Origin of the sequence: uncultured Bacillus sp. (assembly GCF_958411575.1) — a bacterium.
Classification (GTDB): domain Bacteria; phylum Bacillota; class Bacilli; order Bacillales; family Bacillaceae; genus Bacillus; species Bacillus spizizenii.
Genome location: NZ_CATYRA010000012.1, coordinates 17,016 through 31,086, shown reverse-complemented (window position 1 = coordinate 31,086; position 14,071 = coordinate 17,016). Strand labels below are relative to the sequence as shown.

Genomic DNA, 14,071 nt, shown 5'->3' with positions numbered 1-14,071 from the left:
CTTATGTGTTCATTTTTTGATTGAGTAACAAATCCATTTGAGATGATTATTTTAGCAGTTACCAGTTTTCCCAATGCCCTTCTGGATCAACACTAGCCAGTCGAACCCATCCATTTTGAACTTTTTCTAGAAATGCTGAATCATTATTTAATAATCGTTCTACATATTCTTTAGGTGCTTGGATGACGATCAACAAACGAAGAGGAGAATGATAAGCCTCATGATCTGATTGCATGACGGATTGCCAAGGCAGTCCGGCTAACAAGTCACTTGCATTCCCCTGCATAACTCCGAGACCTGCAGTAACGGTTTGAGTTGCTTTACTTCCGCTACCATAATAATGAGGTGCTACCGTTGATGCGTAATATTGTAAATTAATCCATTGAGCCACAGTTCCAGGCCCAGCAATAATATTTGCTAGGAGTTCACCGCTTTCATCCTGCTTCCAATCATAATTATGAAGAAAGGCTCTTCCTTCCAAATCACAATCCTTAGTTAGTTCACGTTGGCCGATAATAAAAGCGGCATTACGAGCCAATCCCCATTCCGGACGTATCTCACTCCAATCTCCCGCAAATCGGTGTGCCTCTGCCTTCGGATTTTTAAGTTTCGATTGGAAATTCGGTAATTGGGCTAGACGTTCTGCATTTGCATTATGACTCACTTTCGGCATAACAGCTTCGATTCGTTCAAATGCTTCTTGAGCGGCTTCAGAAAGTTCTGGTACATAAATCCAATGCAATTCATCCACCGTTGTATGATGTTCAGCGGCGGCAAAAACCGTATCCTCAGGGATTTTCATTCCTTCAGTTAAAAGAACCTCTCTTACCTCTGAAAGATTACATAAAGCAGCTAAAACTCTTGCATTGAATCCACCGGCCGCCCCACCGCAGGCACCACAATCAAGAGCCGCGGTATAAGGATTATTGGTACTTTGACTGCCATGCCCGCAAATCACGACTAACGGTGCGAAATTCTCTGTTAATCCCATCATTTTTAGTGCTTGCCGAGCATAGTTCACTTTTTCTTCTTCAGTAAAACCTACAGGTATTTCTGCCTCTGTGTCATCATCATGATGAAGCGAGAGTTTTGTATCAGGTTTACGTAACCAAGTCTCACGGAGATGACGAATGAAACGATCCGCTTTTCTTGGTACAAAACTACGCGCTACCATTTGCAGACTAAGCCAAGGTCCACTTAACTCAGGTAGAAGTAAGCTCGTAAGTACATTCTGTTTCATCGTTTTAAATGTATGGCTTACGGAATGAACTGCTTGCTTGCGTTGGTTGTATTTTTCGAGTACATCTTCATCTACGAACTCTTTTATTTTATTTTGCGGTTTTTGTATGACCGGCAAGGAGGCATGACTGTGTTTACTGCCAAGTTCACAAGTTGCAATCGGCACCCCGAAGAAACCAGCAACACCAATCGTTTCAAACGGGCCTGCTTTTTCGAGTTGACGACGAAAAGGTTCTGATCGTACATCGATACAGAATGCCAATTGAGCTATTGCAGATTTTTTACCGTCGGTTTCACGTTGTTTCGAGATGATCTTTTGACTTAATCGATCTGTATGTGTTTGTTCCCATGCTTCTAGCCAAAGTTTCCTGCGAAGTTTCTCATCAAAGCTATAGGCAAATGATAAATATTCGTTTTGTTCATTGGCCGGCATCTGTGACCATTCCTCTAATGTAAGGCTCCCCCAATGAATCCAGGCTGCTAAAAGGGGAGTAATCGAAATTTCTTTCCCAGATCGTTGAGTATTCAAAGGTAAATATGGCTTTATAAGGGCCCACTCCATGGATATTCGAACCGCTAAATATTCTGTAAGGAGTGCATGTTCATGGCTCGATTGTTGGGAGCGCCAAAGCATCATCCCTGCCCATCCAGGTAAGGAAAGTAAATGACCTTCAAGATAAGTCTGGATTTCCGATTCTGGGATTTCTAGTGCGAATAAGGCTTCTTGTAAAGCCATATGTGCCTCTTGCGGCCAGCCTTTTAACCTTTCACGCTGCTTTTTACTAAGTGCTGGATCATATTGAATGAGTTGCTGCCAGGCACGATAGAAACCTTCCTCACGATTAGGCATTGTCCAACCTGCTTGAGAGTCATCCAGATATAACTTACACCACTTGATAACATGATGATCAAGTATATTAACTAACTTTTCTCCGTCTTGATTCTCTATATATGAACTTATTGGTTGCATAAAAAAATTCTCGATATGATCCAATCCACTAAATTCATTCACCAATTTCTCCAGCTTATGTGATGATAAAAGGCTGGAAGGCAGTGGATCTAATTGTAATCCAGCATGACAAAATCGTTCTGCCACGTCCCGCGGGATATTAAAGGAATGTGAGTCAAGCCAACGCTGTAGCCCCATCTTTACAAAATCTTCGTCAATCTCACCTTTATTCTTTGCTGAACGGATCATAGAGGCACTAGGGTATATATCAACATCACGAGTTTGTTTCAACCAACTTGCAACCTGATCAAAAGGTTGGTTTTCAAGTCCCATCCACGGGCTACGTGCAGCAAATGTTGAAATAGGCCAAAGTGGCGCAATGACTCGGCTGGCTGATTCAATTAAAACGTTAATATCTCTATCTTGAAAATCAATCTCTGTATCTTTCTTTTTTACATTTTCTTTTGTTAATACGGATGTAATGCCCAACACTTATTACCTCCTTATGATAAAAATTGTTTAAGGTAGTCTGGATGACTCTCTACTGTCTTTGGTTTTGCTTCACCTAATCGTACTAACCAAAGATAGAGTACTGCGAACAAAACTGAAGAACGATGACGAGCAACCCACGTACCTAAAGCACTACCAAATAGTAAGAGACATACGACAATGATGACAGCTGACATTGGAGGTTGAACACTTTGAAAAACGCTTGTATGCAACCACTTATAGAAGAGGTTATGAATGATAAAATATACAAAGGCTCCTCCTCCTAAAAATGTTAAACCAGCAATTCGACCAATTCTTCCCTCACCAAAAGCTACGAGCTGAGTCCAAGAAACGGACAATGACCACCCTAAGATTAGCGCACTAATGAATTGATACCCCTCTCCAGGAGCAACGAGCCAAAAAGCAACGCCTATAACTAAGGATAAAATCCGACCAGCCATGATCCATAAATAGGATGTTCCTTCATTAGCGCGAGCTGATCCTTCATGACGCCGTACTGCTGAACCAGCTTGTAAAAACAACGTAGCTTTGAATAAACCATGTAAAATAAGATGAATAATGGCTGCGATATAGGCTCCTAATGCACATTGAATGAGCATAAACCCCATTTGTCCAATCGTGGAGCCTACTAACTGGCGTTTATAGTCAACCTGGACTAAACTAATACCAGTTCCAATCAATACAGAGATGCTAGCAAGCATAAGTAAAATAATCGAAGCTATACCTCCATTAAATAGAGGTGAAAATCGAGCTAGTATAATCCCGCCTGCATTTACTAAACCTGCGTGCATAATCGCAGAAACAGGAGTTGGAGCAACAATAGACTCAATTAACCATCTTTGGAATGGCCATTGAGCTGCAGGAATGATCACTGCTAATACAATCAATAGATTAATCCCTGTTCTCTCCCATCCTCCCAGTTGAGCTAAACTTTCATTTGTTAGCACCAATGATAACTGCCATTGACCTGTGACTTGAAACAGCCAAATCATCGCGAAAAACAATGAAAACCAACTTAACAAAAATAATCGACCAGAAACCTTGGCTGCTTCACTAGCCACTTGCCAAGCACTGTTTAACCTTATCAGTAAGGTTAAACCGACAAGAGTTGCTCCCCAAAATATAACCATCAAGCGGAGATCGCCACTTAACCATGCAATTGAAGCAGCACCTGTAGTGAAAGTAAAAAGCGTAAAATATTTTCGATAAGATCGATCACCCATTAAGTAACGTACAGAAAAACGCTGAATGATTAGACCAATTGTCAAAACAAAGAAAGTCATTAACCAAGCTAAGGAATCGAAGTACCAAGGGCCAACATTTCCTTCCACACTCTTATTGGCAAGATTCACTAAGGAAACCAAAGGCGGTAAAGCCAAGATACCAATATGAATGCGGATATAACCCAAGGGCACGCGTGGATGTAAAAACAATAGTCCGCTTATCCCAGAAGCAATAAGCGTCATAAAAAATAATGTTAATAATGATGACAAACTCAGCGAAACTAACATTCTAACTTCTCCCTTTTTTAAATCTCGTTATTGCTCAAATGACCTCTCAATCAGATCATATTTTTCTATTATTTATTTCAATTTTTATTTATCTCTATTTTTTTCCAACAAAAAAACCGACAACTTCAAAATTTCAATGATGATGTAAGATCATTGAATCTTGAAAATTGTCGGTTTCACTTCAACTAACTTCTGCGAAGTTTTTTGAAGAGCTACCTTATTATTGGTTATTTTACTATATACATTATTTTAAGTTCCTTCTAAAGGAATGAAATCATCGTTAATTTAGAACCTTGATTTATAAAATAAATCGACTTATGTTACTCTTCCTTTTATTAGAATGCTTTTTCATCCTTTCAAGATTTAAAATTAAATATTAAAAGAATGCTAAAGGCCTAGTTATTTTAAAAGGAAAAATAACATTTGCAGATTATGAAGTTACGTATAAGATAAGCTAAATTTTAAAAGTTGTCAACAAAAACCTCATATTCTATTCAGTAAATTCAAACTTACATGTTGGAAATCGAAGAATGAAGTATCAATCCTTTTTCCCTTTGAAGATATAATCTTTACTAAGGCATGTGAAATCTATCATACTAATTTCTTTGAACCAGTATTTAATTATAGTTGGCAATTTAAATTTTTACCCACTCAGTTATTTACTAAACAGAATGTGCGAAAATAATTATAAAATTCCTCTTGGATTTCTTTCATACAAAATCACCTCTAACATAAAAACCCCTTTGGCTAAATAACCAAAGGGGGTTAACATTTTTACTCCACAGTAACACTCTTCGCAAGGTTACGCGGTTTATCAACATCACAGCCGCGATGCAGTGCAGCATAGTAAGCGATCAGCTGCAATGGAACAACAGATACCAACGGAGCAAGCGCTGGGTTTACTTCCGGTAGTACGAATCTGTCATCCGCATCGTCTAGGCCTTTCAGTGAGATGATGCATGTGTTTGCTCCGCGAGCGGCAACTTCTTTAACGTTTCCGCGGATGCTTAGGTTTACGTGCTCTTGTGTTGCCAGTGCAAATACTGGTGTACCTTGTTCGATCAAGGCAATGGTGCCGTGCTTCAGTTCTCCGCCGGCAAAGCCTTCTGCCTGAATGTAAGAAATCTCTTTCAGCTTCAGTGCGCCTTCGACACATACGAAGTAGTCAAGGCCGCGGCCAATGAAGAAAGCGTTTCTGGATACAGTCAGGTATTCACGGGCGATCATTTCCATTTCGTCTTTCTGGTCGCAAAGGGCTTCCATTGCGTTCGCAGCGATACCGAGTTCTTTGACGAGGTCAAATCCGATATCAATGCCGTTTTTGTCAGCAGCTACAGATGCAAGAACAGCAAGAACAGCGATTTGTGCAGTGTATGCTTTCGTTGAAGCAACAGCAATTTCAGGGCCTGCATGAAGCAGCAACGTGTAGTCAGCTTCACGAGAAAGCGTTGATCCCGGTACGTTTGTGATTGTCAGTGCTTTGTGTCCAAGTGCTTTGACTTGAACAAGAACTGCACGGCTGTCTGCTGTTTCTCCGCTTTGTGAAAGGAAAATAAAGAGCGGTTTCTTAGACAGAAGCGGCATGTTGTAAGAGAATTCACTCGCTACATGCACTTCAACCGGCACGTTTGCCCACATTTCAATATATTGTTTACCGACAAGTCCTGCATGGTAGCTTGTTCCGCAGCCAATGATATAGATGCGGTCCGCTTCCGCTACAGCGGCAGCGATATCGCCAGGCACAGACAGTTTGCCGTTTTCATCTTGATACGTTTGGATGATTTTGCGCATGACAACAGGCTGCTCATCCGTTTCTTTCAACATGTAGTGAGGGTACGTACCTTTTTCGATATCGCTGGCATCCAGCTCAGCAATATAAGAAGCACGTGAAATCACGTCACCATCAAGGTTTTTGATGACAACTTGATCATCAGTGACGATGACCATTTCTTTATCCATCAGCTCTACGTATTCATTGGTTACTTGAAGCATTGCCATCGCATCAGATGCTACGACATTGAATGTATCTCCAAGACCGACTAATAGAGGGCTTTTGTTTTTCGCTACAAAAATCGTTTCTCTGTTTTCGTTGTCGAATAAAGCAATTGCATAAGAGCCTTTTAACAGTGTAAGTGTTTTGCGGAACGCTTCTTCTGTATCAAGACCTCCGTTGACAAATTGCTCGATTACTTGAACGACTACCTCTGTATCGGTGTCACTTTTGAGCTCTACATCTTGTAAATACTCTTGTTTCAGCTGAACATAGTTCTCGATCACGCCGTTATGAACAAGTGTAAAACGGCCCAGTGCGCTTTGATGCGGGTGAGCGTTTAGATAGCTTGGTTCGCCGTGTGTTGCCCAGCGCGTATGGCCAATTCCAGCTTTCGCTTCTATATTGGCATCCACAACTTCACGAAGATCCGCAATGCGTCCTTTTTCTTTGAACACATGGATTCCCTGTTCGTTGGCAACAGCGATACCAGCAGAATCATATCCGCGGTACTCAAGCTTTTCTAACCCTTTCAGTAAAATTTCCTTCGCATCAAGCTGACCGATATAACCTACGATTCCACACATATTTTTCTTCCTCCTAAGATTGTAAAAGGAGACGAAGAAAGTCAAATTTCAAGGGGACTTTCAATCGTCCCCTCCTACATGTTTTTGGAAGATCATGTGATTTCTCTTTGTTCAAGGAGTTACCCCCTTGGTTTGAAGAAATCCTTACGGCTGTGATCTGCATAATCAGCCGGGAGGCATCCGCCGAAAATTCGATAACCTCCATCCTCGTCAACTAAGCCTTTTTTCGGGCGCTTAGTTCGGGCGCTATAATTATAGGTGAAACAATAATCCCGTCTTCTTTCCTGTAGAGAAAATAAGAACAAGACAAGCTTGATTTTACAGCATGTGGCATAAACGGTCAATTGTTTTTTAAACAACTTTGCCGTATGTCTCACAATTATCATATGTAAAACTCGCTTGTCTTGTTCACTCTCTGATAATAGGCTTCGTTACTCTAATCCCATTTCTGACCGGACGACTTCAACAATGCGATTGACATACTCATCGCACAGTTCTTTCGTCTTCGCTTCAGCCATAACACGGACTAGTGGTTCAGTGCCTGAAGGGCGGACCAAAATCCGGCCGTCGCCGTTCATTTCTTTTTCAACTTCAGAAATAACAGCTTTTACTTTTTCGTTCTCTTCGACTTTATATTTATCAGTTACTCTCACATTGACTAACAGCTGCGGGAACTTCTGCATTTCAGCTGCAAGCTCTGACAACGGCTTGCCTGTCGCTTTCAATGTGTTCATCAGCATAATAGCAGACAATAATCCGTCCCCTGTCGTGTTGTAATCAAGGAAAATAAGATGTCCTGACTGCTCACCGCCGACATTGTAGCCGTCTTTTTTCATCGCTTCTACTACGTAACGGTCACCGACAGCCGTTTGCACGCTTTTGATGCCTTCTTTTTCAAGCGCCTTATAGAAGCCAAGGTTGCTCATTACAGTCGAAACCACTGTATCATCCTTTAAACGGCCCTCTGATTTCAGGTGTTTTGAGCATATGTACATGATTTGGTCGCCGTCAACGATATTTCCTTTTTCATCGACAGCAATCAGGCGGTCGCCATCACCGTCAAACGCAAGACCGAGATCGGCGTTTTTCTCTTTGACAAACGCGCTGAGCGCTTCAGGATGAGTCGATCCGACGCCGTCATTAATGTTTAATCCGTTCGGGGAAGTCCCCATTGTTGAAACATCGGCATCTAAATCAGCAAACAGGTGTGTCGCCAAGGACGACGTTGCACCATGTGCGCAGTCCAGTGCCACATGAATGCCTGTGAAATCTTCATCAGCAGTCTGTTTTAAGAACTGCAGATATTTTTGTCCACCTTCAAAATAGTCGTTTACAAGACCGAGATCGGCTCCGACCGGCCTTGGCAGCCTATCTTCCGGTTCGTCCATCAGGCGCTCAATTTCAGCCTCCTGTTCGTCAGAAAGCTTAAATCCGTCTCCCCCGAAAAACTTGATGCCGTTATCCTGCACTGGGTTGTGAGAAGCAGAAATCATGACGCCTGCCTCTGCATCCATCGCTTTTGTTAAATAAGATACACCAGGTGTAGAAATGACACCCAGGCGCATGACTTCTGCGCCAATGGATAAAAGTCCGGCGACAAGGGCTCCCTCCAGCATATGGCCGGAGATGCGTGTATCGCGGCCTATCAGCACTTTCGGACGTTGTTTGTCTTTTGTCAGCACATATCCGCCGAAACGTCCGACTTTGAAGGCCAGCTCAGGTGTAAGCTCACTATTGGCGACACCTCTTACACCGTCTGTTCCAAAATACTTGCCCATTTTATAATCGCTCCTTTTTTATTCTGATGTGGATTGTGAATCCGCAGTGGATTCGTCCTCATCCTGATCTTGGTTTTGATCTTTATTTTCGTCTTGTTTTTGATCATTGCTGTCTTTATCAGTGTTCGTTGTATCTTCTTGCTGGTTGTTCTTTTGATTATTCGTTTGCTTATCTGTGTCATCCTGGTTCCCTGATGTATTGCTGCTGTTGTCATTAGTTGATGTATTGCTTTTTTTAGACGTCAGCTTGATTTTGGCGCTTTTCTGCCCCAAGGACCAGGTTACATTCTGAGGCCCGTTTACTTCAAGCTTCACGCTATGCTCCCCGTCATCTAAATCTGAAACATTCACATACAATTCAATATCTGATTTCTTCAGTTTTTTTATATTGGCGGGAGAGCCTTTAGCCGTCACGTCTATCGCTTGCGATTCAGGATCTAGAAATTCAATGTTTTGCGAGCTGCTCAGCCCTACAGTCTTAATAGAGACATTCTCAAACTTCTGATCCGCTTCACTATCTACTTCTATATGCAAAGTCACCTTTGACGGCGAAATTTTTTTGGCGCCGTCAGGAAGCGGAATATCTGCCTCGATATCGGAATCCTTGTTAATCTTGCTTAAATCTAAGCTGACGCCGTCAATAAATTCAAGAGAATCCAACACATCCTGTGAGCCGTAAACCGTTACCTCACTGGGACTGGATTCAATATTCGCTATGCTGACACCGTCAGGAAGGCTTCCTGTCCGTTCAATTTTAAAGGGCACTTTTTTACTCGGGCTTGTTACCGGAACGGTAATCTTGATGACCGAGGGCTCTACGTCGACAGGAAGCGCGTTTCCGTCTTTATCATAGACAGTCACTTTCGCTTCCTTTTCAATCGTTTCATCTGCGTTTTCCAAATTCACTGAAGCTTTTACAAGAGAAATATTATCAATCACATTTTTAGATCCGGTAATCTGCACATTTTTCGGACTGACAATCGGCTGCTCCGGAGAATAGCCTTTTTTCATCTTGCTTTTATTGTAGTACTCCACTTCTACAGGAAAGCTTTTGGTCGTCCGTTCTTGAATAGTAACTGTCGTAACAGACGGATTGATAGAGATTGTCAGCCCATCCGACACGTTTTTGGCCTTTAGCTCAACCTTATGTGTGCCGGTTTTTAAATTTTCCATGTCGGCATATATTTCAAAATTCTTGGTCTGCCTAGCCTTTTTCACGGCGCTTGTCGAGCCTTTTATCGTGACATTCACCGTTTGCGGAACACCTGTCACGACGTAATTTTCATCATCATAATACGCTTTGACCGGGATATCGGTCAGTGTTGCTTCATCAGTTGTTGATGTCGGAAAGAAAGATTCACCCGGTTTTTTCGGAGTCGGTGCTTGATTGCTGTTAACCGCCACATAAAGCAAGAGCGCGAAAAGCAGAGCAATAATTTTCACAGCCCAGCGGTTGTTTAAGAATTTATCCATTTTTCTTGCCCCTCCAATACCAGCGGTTAGAAGAAGTGTCTCTGGTGTTTTTCTTAAACTCGGCTTCAAGCATTTCTTTCAGCGCTTCTTCCGTCAGCTCTCTGTGAAGGTCTCCGTTCTTCGCCACACTGACGCCGCCGGTCTCTTCAGACACAATAATCGTCAAACTGTCTGTTACTTCACTGATGCCGACAGCCGCTCTATGCCGCGTGCCCAGTTCTTTTGAAATAAACGGGCTTTCTGAAAGCGGCAGATAACAGGCGGCAGCGGCAATTTCATTATTCTTCATAATCACTGCACCATCATGAAGCGGAGTGTTTGGAATAAAAATATTGATCAGCAGCTCAGAGCTGACTTTGGCATTTAAAGGTATGCCGGTCTCGATATAATCTCCCATTCCGGTATCCCGCTCAATGGTCAGCAGGGCGCCTATACGGCGTTTCGCCATATAATTGATTGCTTTTGTGATGGCCTCAATTGTTTTCTGCTGCGCTTCCTCCACAGGCGTGCCGCTCCTTGAAAAAAAGCGGCCGCGGCCAAGCTGTTCAAGCGCTCTTCTCAGCTCAGGCTGAAAAATAATAATAATTGCTAAAAATCCCCATGTTATCGCTTGGTCCATCAGCCATTGAAGCGTGCTGAGGCCCAAATATTGGCTGGCCATACGGACAAGCACGATCACGACAATTCCTTTTAACAGCTGAACCGCTTTCGTGCCGCGTATCACCATAATCAATTTATATATCACATACCAAACAAGGAGAATATCAACGGCATTGCCGAGGTACTGCAAAAAAGGGATATCCTCAAAAGCCATTTCCTCGTCCTCCAAGATTTCAGTCATTTCGTATTTCGCATTTTGTGTTTTACGTGTTACGCATATGTACTTTACATAGCGAGCCCATTATACCACATTTCGATTTGGCAAGTGAAATGTGCCAGCCCTCTCAGCCCATAAAAAAAGAGCAAAGCGATTACGCGCTTTACTCTTTTCCTTTCGGATTTAATGCATTGACTACACTTTTCCCCGCAGACTTCATCTTGTACCATGTCCAATCGAATAATTGATTGATTTCTTCAATCTGACCGGTGACTTGTCCAGCAGAGGCCATATACTTTTCGCCGTTTACAACAGTTACATCCCCGTCTATTTTGCCTTTAATAATCAGCTTGCCGTTTTTGACTGTAACATCACCTTTGACCGTCTCACCTTCCGGCACGGTCACAGTGTGGTTATGCACCACAAGATTCGGCTGCTTGGACACACTGAAATTTTGGTCATTATGCCAGCTGTTAAAAAAACCTCCGCCCATCAAAATGATAAATACCGCAGCAGCTGCGATAACGGGATGGGTTCTGAACCATCTTTTCACAGAAGCTCTTTTCTTCTCCTTAGGCAATTTTGCCATGACATTAGCGGTAAAATCCGCGGGGGCTTCGACATGCGATGTGCTCCGGACGAGCGCTATAGATTTTTCCATCTCATAAAAATGCTTTCTGCATTTCTCGCATGTCTCCAGATGTTCATTTAATACGTGTTCATCTTTTGGAAGGATATCTCCATCAAGATGCATATGCATAAGCTGCACAATTTGTTCAGGACAGCTCATTTCATCACCCCACTTAAAGATCCCTTAATTGTTTTCTGAGAGCCTCTCTGCCTCTGTGAATCCGCGTTTTCACAGTTCCTACAGGAATGTTCAGAATCTCGCCGATTTCAATTAATGAGAGTTCGTCAATATACTTTAATACGATAACTGTTCTGTATTTGTCAGGAAGCTTTAAAATTTTCTGCTGAATCGTGTTTGAGAGCTCCAGCGACACAACTGCATCTTCAGGCAAAACCCCATCTGCGGCGATTTGTGAATACATGGTCAAGCCTTCCGTACCAGCCACCTCAGCATCGAGGTAATAATCCGGCTTCTTTTTGCGAATGCGGTCAATAGTCAAATTGGTCGCGATTCGATAAAGCCAAGTTGAAAATTTCCGGTTAATATCAAAACTGTCGATATTAACGTACGCTCTGATGAAAGCCTCCTGTGCAATATCCTCTGCCTCATGCACATTACCAAGCATACGGTAGCAAAGCTGATAAATTTTATCCTTGTAAATATCTACGATGTCCGCAAATGCATCTTGGTCGCCTTTTTTGACTTGTTTAATTCTCTTTTTAATCATCATTTCCATATTTATCTAACCTCTGCCTTCACCGGTCTGTATGTATACGAGCTTCGTTTCAAAAGGTTTCAATTTTTTTATAAAATAAGTTTATCAAATTTTTGGCAGGGTGTAGATGGTAATTCGTGAATAAACTACCTTAACATATTTTTAAAATTATTATACAGACTGAACAGTTAGAAGTTGGAACGATTTTAAAAAGAAAAAAAGACACCTTTTGGTCAAAGGTGTCTGTGACTGGGCTAGCTGGATTCGAACCAACGCATGACGGAGTCAAAGTCCGTTGCCTTACCGCTTGGCTATAGCCCAATAATAATGGTGGAGGGGGGCAGATTCGAACTGCCGAACCCTGAGGGAGCGGATTTACAGTCCGCCGCGTTTAGCCACTTCGCTACCCCTCCATATTAATGTTAAGAAAAGAGTGCCGGCAAGAGGACTTGAACCCCCAACCTACTGATTACAAGTCAGTTGCTCTACCAATTGAGCTACACCGGCAAAATGGTGGAGGATGACGGGCTCGAACCGCCGACCCTCTGCTTGTAAGGCAGATGCTCTCCCAGCTGAGCTAATCCTCCAAATGGTGACCCGTACGGGATTCGAACCCGTGTTACCGCCGTGAAAGGGCGGTGTCTTAACCGCTTGACCAACGGGCCGTTTGTGTTCTCGTCGAGCTGACAAAAGTTATTATATACAGGTTACACCCCCTTTGTAAAGAGAAAAATTAAATTTTTTATTTTCAAACTTTTTAACTCCTTTTTTAACTGAAAAAGCCTCCCAACATTTATCATTTCTTTTATGATAGAAACAAGCAAACCAAGAGAGGAGAAACCAATATGATACTAGTCAGCTCTTGCCTTGGCGGCATTGAATGCAGATATAACGGCTCTCACGCCGCATCGGAGAAAATCAGAAAACTCATCGATGAAAATGAAGCAGTCATGGCTTGTCCTGAGCTTCTCGGCGGCTTCTCAACTCCCCGTGAACCTGCAGAAATCATCGGAGGCACCGGCGAGGATGTTCTCAATGGAACCGCTAAAATCGTGACAGTTTCAGGAGAAGATGTAACAGAATTATATATGGAAGGCGCTGCTAAAACATTAGCTTACGCAAAAGAAATCAATGCCTCTACCGTCATATTAAAAGAAAACAGTCCGTCGTGCGGAAGCGGTTTTATCTATAACGGTACATTCTCCGGCCAAAAAATCCCCGGCAGCGGAGTGACCGCCGCATTGTTAAAACAAGCAGGCTACCATGTCATTTCGGAAAACCAGTTAGACGACATATTGTAAGGAGGGCATCACATGACTCAAGACATTTCTTTATCCTTCTATAAGCCTGAACATTTGCCGGAGCTCCAATCATTTACGCTAAAAAACGATGACAAACGATTTACCTCACTCCCGAAAGAGGTGCTGACTCAGGCCCTGAGCATACGGGACCGGTATCCGGTAGTCATCTTAAAAGACGATTTGCCAGTCGGTTTTTTCATTTTACATACATCAAAAGAAACGCTTGCTCCATATTCTAACAATCCATTTGCTTTACTGCTCAGCTCTCTGTCGTTACACGCAGTGCATCACGGAAAAGGCTATGCAAAAAAAGCAATGCTTCAGCTTCCCTCTTTTGTGAGCGGTTATTTCCCATGGTGTGATGAAATTATTTTGGCCGTCAATCATCTGAACACACGTGCAAAGCACCTTTATATGAAAAGCGGGTTTCTTGATAAAGGACGGCGAAGAATCGGACCGCTTGGAGAGCAGCTGATCCTTCATTACTTCTTATAGTCTTGAGTGAAATAGAATTTCAAAAATTTCAAAACATAGTTGAAATATCATAACAGAAATGAATATACTGAATAT

The 14,071-nt window shown here is 42.4% G+C and carries 10 protein-coding genes and 5 tRNA genes; 2 read left to right on the top strand and 13 right to left on the bottom strand.

Features of this window, described 5'->3' with window-relative positions; translation table 11 throughout:
- Positions 1–58: 58 nt before the first annotated feature.
- The 13 genes from Q5C82_RS17370 to Q5C82_RS17310 form a co-directional block, all read right to left on the bottom strand.
- Positions 59–2,677: a DUF2309 domain-containing protein gene (locus Q5C82_RS17370; protein WP_013307898.1), complete on the bottom strand. Its 2,619-nt coding sequence runs from the start codon at positions 2,675–2,677 to the stop codon at positions 59–61.
- Between the two features lie 14 nt (positions 2,678–2,691).
- Positions 2,692–4,209: an NADH dehydrogenase subunit 5 gene (locus Q5C82_RS17365; protein ID WP_003223661.1), complete on the bottom strand. Its 1,518-nt coding sequence runs from the start codon at positions 4,207–4,209 to the stop codon at positions 2,692–2,694.
- A 774-nt stretch (positions 4,210–4,983) separates the two neighbouring features.
- On the bottom strand, positions 4,984–6,786 hold the full coding sequence (glmS, locus tag Q5C82_RS17360; RefSeq protein WP_003223659.1) for a glutamine--fructose-6-phosphate transaminase (isomerizing): 1,803 nt from the start codon (positions 6,784–6,786) through the stop codon (positions 4,984–4,986).
- A 431-nt stretch (positions 6,787–7,217) separates the two neighbouring features.
- Positions 7,218–8,564: a phosphoglucosamine mutase gene (gene glmM, locus Q5C82_RS17355; RefSeq protein WP_003223656.1), complete on the bottom strand. Its 1,347-nt coding sequence runs from the start codon at positions 8,562–8,564 to the stop codon at positions 7,218–7,220.
- 18 nt (positions 8,565–8,582) lie between these two features.
- Positions 8,583–10,037: a CdaA regulatory protein CdaR gene (gene cdaR / locus Q5C82_RS17350; protein WP_003223653.1), complete on the bottom strand. Its 1,455-nt coding sequence runs from the start codon at positions 10,035–10,037 to the stop codon at positions 8,583–8,585.
- Positions 10,030–10,851 (bottom strand): diadenylate cyclase CdaA, encoded by an 822-nt coding sequence (gene cdaA, locus Q5C82_RS17345; RefSeq protein ID WP_003223651.1) that lies wholly within the window; start codon positions 10,849–10,851, stop codon positions 10,030–10,032. The genes cdaR and cdaA overlap by 8 nt, the downstream gene beginning before the upstream one ends.
- A 166-nt stretch (positions 10,852–11,017) precedes the next feature.
- A complete protein-coding gene (gene rsiW / locus Q5C82_RS17340; protein WP_003223647.1) occupies positions 11,018–11,644 on the bottom strand; it encodes an anti-sigma-W factor RsiW in 627 nt (208 codons plus the stop codon).
- 13 nt (positions 11,645–11,657) lie between these two features.
- Positions 11,658–12,221 (bottom strand): RNA polymerase sigma factor SigW, encoded by a 564-nt coding sequence (sigW, locus tag Q5C82_RS17335; protein ID WP_003223646.1) that lies wholly within the window; start codon positions 12,219–12,221, stop codon positions 11,658–11,660.
- Between the two features lie 228 nt (positions 12,222–12,449).
- Positions 12,450–12,521: transfer RNA gene (locus tag Q5C82_RS17330), tRNA-Gln, on the bottom strand.
- A gap of 7 nt (positions 12,522–12,528) precedes the next feature.
- Positions 12,529–12,613 (bottom strand) — tRNA-Tyr (locus Q5C82_RS17325).
- A 21-nt stretch (positions 12,614–12,634) separates the two neighbouring features.
- Positions 12,635–12,707 (bottom strand) — tRNA-Thr (locus Q5C82_RS17320).
- Between the two features lie 4 nt (positions 12,708–12,711).
- A tRNA-Val gene (locus Q5C82_RS17315) sits at positions 12,712–12,787 on the bottom strand.
- Between the two features lie 3 nt (positions 12,788–12,790).
- Positions 12,791–12,865: transfer RNA gene (locus Q5C82_RS17310), tRNA-Glu, on the bottom strand.
- A 180-nt stretch (positions 12,866–13,045) separates the two neighbouring features.
- On the opposite strand from Q5C82_RS17310, the gene Q5C82_RS17305 reads away from it, so the two are divergent.
- Together Q5C82_RS17305 and Q5C82_RS17300 are read left to right on the top strand one after the other, a co-directional pair.
- On the top strand, positions 13,046–13,501 hold the full coding sequence (locus Q5C82_RS17305; RefSeq protein ID WP_003223642.1) for a DUF523 domain-containing protein: 456 nt from the start codon (positions 13,046–13,048) through the stop codon (positions 13,499–13,501).
- 12 nt (positions 13,502–13,513) lie between these two features.
- A complete protein-coding gene (locus tag Q5C82_RS17300; RefSeq protein WP_003223640.1) occupies positions 13,514–13,996 on the top strand; it encodes a GNAT family N-acetyltransferase in 483 nt (160 codons plus the stop codon).
- The last annotated feature ends 75 nt before the right edge of the window (positions 13,997–14,071 follow it).

What these genes read in the sequence shown, in the direction of transcription:
- glmS (WP_003223659.1), bottom strand. Translation starts at nt 6,786, where the DNA reads ATGTGTGGAATCGTAGGTTATATCGGTCAGCTTGATGCGAAGGAAATT.
- cdaR (WP_003223653.1), bottom strand. Translation starts at nt 10,037, where the DNA reads ATGGATAAATTCTTAAACAACCGCTGGGCTGTGAAAATTATTGCTCTG.
- glmM (WP_003223656.1), bottom strand. Translation starts at nt 8,564, where the DNA reads ATGGGCAAGTATTTTGGAACAGACGGTGTAAGAGGTGTCGCCAATAGT.
- rsiW (WP_003223647.1), bottom strand. Translation starts at nt 11,644, where the DNA reads ATGAGCTGTCCTGAACAAATTGTGCAGCTTATGCATATGCATCTTGAT.
- Q5C82_RS17365 (WP_003223661.1), bottom strand. Translation starts at nt 4,209, where the DNA reads ATGTTAGTTTCGCTGAGTTTGTCATCATTATTAACATTATTTTTTATG.
- Q5C82_RS17305 (WP_003223642.1), top strand. Translation starts at nt 13,046, where the DNA reads ATGATACTAGTCAGCTCTTGCCTTGGCGGCATTGAATGCAGATATAAC.
- sigW (WP_003223646.1), bottom strand. Translation starts at nt 12,221, where the DNA reads ATGGAAATGATGATTAAAAAGAGAATTAAACAAGTCAAAAAAGGCGAC.
- cdaA (WP_003223651.1), bottom strand. Translation starts at nt 10,851, where the DNA reads ATGGCTTTTGAGGATATCCCTTTTTTGCAGTACCTCGGCAATGCCGTT.
- Q5C82_RS17300 (WP_003223640.1), top strand. Translation starts at nt 13,514, where the DNA reads ATGACTCAAGACATTTCTTTATCCTTCTATAAGCCTGAACATTTGCCG.